The sequence below is a fragment of the Nocardia coubleae NBRC 108252 genome (assembly GCF_001612805.1).
GTDB lineage: Bacteria > Actinomycetota > Actinomycetes > Mycobacteriales > Mycobacteriaceae > Nocardia > Nocardia coubleae.
In genome coordinates this window covers 1-3,208 of record NZ_BDBD01000038.1, presented here as the reverse complement: position 1 = coordinate 3,208, position 3,208 = coordinate 1, and the positions used below count along the sequence as shown (strand labels likewise).

At 65.1% G+C, this 3,208-nt stretch carries 1 protein-coding gene and 1 pseudogene; both read right to left on the bottom strand.

The window, feature by feature from the left end; all coding sequences use genetic code 11:
* Window positions 1-213 (bottom strand): annotated as a pseudogene (locus NCO8_RS32220) (hypothetical protein); the annotation flags it as partial.
* Window positions 214-581: 368 nt separating this feature from the next.
* Window positions 582-1,901, bottom strand: coding sequence for a tyrosine-type recombinase/integrase (locus NCO8_RS30325; protein ID WP_084457616.1), 1,320 nt, complete (start codon window positions 1,899-1,901; stop codon window positions 582-584).
* Window positions 1,902-3,208 lie beyond the last annotated feature (1,307 nt).

The following is a 3,208-nucleotide window of genomic DNA, read 5'->3' as shown; positions in this document are numbered from 1 at the left end:
GCTCGCGAGGGGTGCTGACGATGGGCAGGCGCACCTGCGGTCGACGCTGGTTCGACCGTGAGGAAGACCAGCTGGGATGCGCCAACCACGATTCGAATCCACGTATCCCTTGTGGGTGTCGATCGACCCGAACGGCTGACCGGGCAGGCAGTTTTCGGCGGCGATATTGGTGTCGGAGAGCTGGTCGAACGGGCCCGGGTGCTCGACGGGCACGGGTGCACGCTTTCGGGTGGTTGATCTGAGCGTGTTGTGCCGTCGTGCTGGCCTCTACCTGCGAGGATCTATACAGGTGAACACCACCAGGCACTACGGCATGGCCGAAGGGAAGGTCGGATTTGTTGCCTAGGACAGTGGGCTTTTCGCGCCTCACACGATCGAGAGTCGGGTTGAGGGCGGTGGGTGGACTGACCGCGGCATGCACCGGGATGGCATTGTCGATCGCGGTCGTATCCGCGGCGTCCGCGCAGGAAGATCTGCGTAGACAGTCACCAGTAAGTCCCCACTAATTCAAATGGCGAGTGTCCGGCGGGGTTCGAGTTGGGCAGCGTATTTCGAACGGATTCGCGAGCGGTCTGATTCCGCTATCCGGTCACCGCTCGGTTGAGGACATCGGCGGCGGCCTTGTGTGGGCGTCCGCGTGCCATGTAGTGGCGTTGGGTCATGGCGGGGTCGACGTGGCCGAGGACATCGGCAGTGACCCGGGCCGACAGGCCGGCGTCGTCGAGGATGGTGGCCACGGCGTGGCGGAAACTGTGTGGGGTGATGTCCTCGGCGAATCCCAGGGCTTCACGGACACGCTGCCAGCCGTGTCCGACGTTTTGCGGGTCACGCAATGTCCCCACGGCTGAGGGGAACACCAGATCCAGGACCTCGATTCCGGGGTCCGGCGGAGAAGCCGGTCGCCGGTTCGCCATCGCGGTTTTGCGGCGTTTGAGCATTTCCACCGCGAACTCGGGCAGGGCGATGGTGCCGGTCCGGTTCTTCGGGTCGTCTTTCCTGGTGACCCGGACCAGTCCTTTGCCGGCGACGCGGACGAGTTTTCCGGTGGGGCGCAGGGTCGCGGCGTCGAGGTCGATGTCGGTCCACAACAGTGCGAGCATCTGGGAGCGGCGCAGGCCGGTGGCGGCGTAGAGGGTGATGACGTCGGCGAGGTCGGCGCTCTCGCAGTACGCCGCGACGGTGGGCGGGGTGTAGGCCTTGACGGGTGTGCCGCGTTCTCGTTCGGCTTTGGCGAGTTGTCGCGGGCACGGGACCTGGGAGGTCTGGACGGCGGAGAGGATGAACCGCAGTTCGTCGGTGGTGAGGTCGCCGGCCCCGCCGGTGCGGCCCTTGGCTTCGATGTTCTTCGGCATCTGGACTTCGCGGACCGGGTTGACCTCGAGGGGGCTGGTGCGGACGGCGTAGCGGAACATGCCCGAGAGCACGATGCGCCCGGTGCGCATGTTCGAAGGCCCCCTGGCTTTTCCGACGTCGGTGAGGAAGGTTTCGACCGCAGAAGTGGTGACTTCGAACAGGCGCCGGTCGCCGAATGCGGTGTTGAACATTTTGGCGACTTCGTCGTAGCGGGCGATGGTGGATTCGGTGCGGTCTTGTGCGATGAGGCTCGCGCGGTAGCGGACCCACAAGTCGCGCACGGTCATGGATGTGGACAGTTCGCCGCCGACGCCGACGGTGATGACGGCTGCGGCTGCCATGACGGCGTCGAGGGCTCGTTGGCCGGTGCGGTCGGGGATCGGGCGGTGGCGGGAGTCGAGTTTGGTCGGGGAGACACGCATGAGCTCGCGTCGTTTTCCGGAGGAATCGCGGACCCGGACGCGGGCTTTCCAGTGCCCGGGAGCGAGTTCGGTGAGCATCGGTTTGCCGGGGACCCCGAGGGGCCGGGGTGGTCTACCGCGGGTCATGGGTACACCGATCGAGTCGGTTGTGGGTGGCGGCTGTCTTAGTGTGGTGTGGCAACGAAATCCCTTTCCGCTCGGTGAGTTGGGGGAGGCCGGCGTCGTCTGCGGGTGGAGTTCGGGGTTCAACCTCGCGCAGTGCGCGTCGACAACGCGGCGTCGGTCCACTTGACCGATGTCCGGGAAGGCGACTTCTCTGAATGCGCAGCTCTAGCGGCTGCTCCGACCATCACGGCGGCGGCGGCGGTCGACCGTGTGGAGGATTGCGATGTCGCGCGAGAGGCGCCATGACCGTCTACCTGGCCCTCACTAGCGCACCGGGCTCTGAACCCCCGATTCGGCGGCGTCGAGTAAGTCCATCTCGGCGAGAGCGACCACGACTGCCAGACCTGTCACCGCGCCGACGACTGCTCGGTGTGCGCGTCGACGGCCGCCTCGCGAGCGAGGATGAAGCCTCCCGAGCGAGCTGCGGCCCCTTTGCGTATGCGTGCTCCCCGGGCGCGCGGAATGAAGCCAGGGTGGGGGAGGTGCAGCTGTCCGGCCTACAGTGCTCCCCGCCCGAGCGGGGATGAAGCCACCGCCGGCCCCATTACAGGCAAGTCATGAGACTGCATGCCGCTGCGGGAGATGCCGATGATGGATCATCTCCGTGTCGTGGGTATCGGCGAGTTCAGCCAGCATCTGTGCTGAGGGATCGCATCGACTGTCCGGTGACAGTGAAGATGAGCCACGCCAACCTCGCTGACCTGCGGTGGCCCTTTTTGAGTGGCAGACTCCCCGACCCGATTTGCCATTCAAAGTGAGCCAACTCTCTCCATCGGCCACGGCGAACTGGCTGGTCGGGCTCTCGATGGTCCAGGTTCAGTGGCAAGGCTGCGTCGATGGCTCAGGTGGTTGGCAATAGCCTATTTTCACTGGCAACGGACATCGGCTGTAGCGTTGCTCAGTGTCGGATCTCACCGATCCGATTGGTGAATTCTGACGTCGCCGGGTGTGGCAGGGCGGGATTGTCGACCAGTTGGCAGCACGCAACAGTGACAGCGGCGACCAGCAGAGTTCCGGGCGAAGATCCGTTGAGACAACGCTCAGCTAAGCCAGCGACGGGCCACTGGCCAGCGATAATCCCGGCGACGTCGATGGTCACCCCAGCCATAATCTCCGACGTGAAAGAAGTCGAGGTCGTCGTCCAGTACGAGCGCGCGACTCTGCACGTCGGCGGGGTGTTCCTGAAGATCGACGCTGAACAGTCGAACACCGACACCAAGGTCGAGGCGATGGCCGGCACCGTTCCCGACTCCGGATGTTCTGTGGCG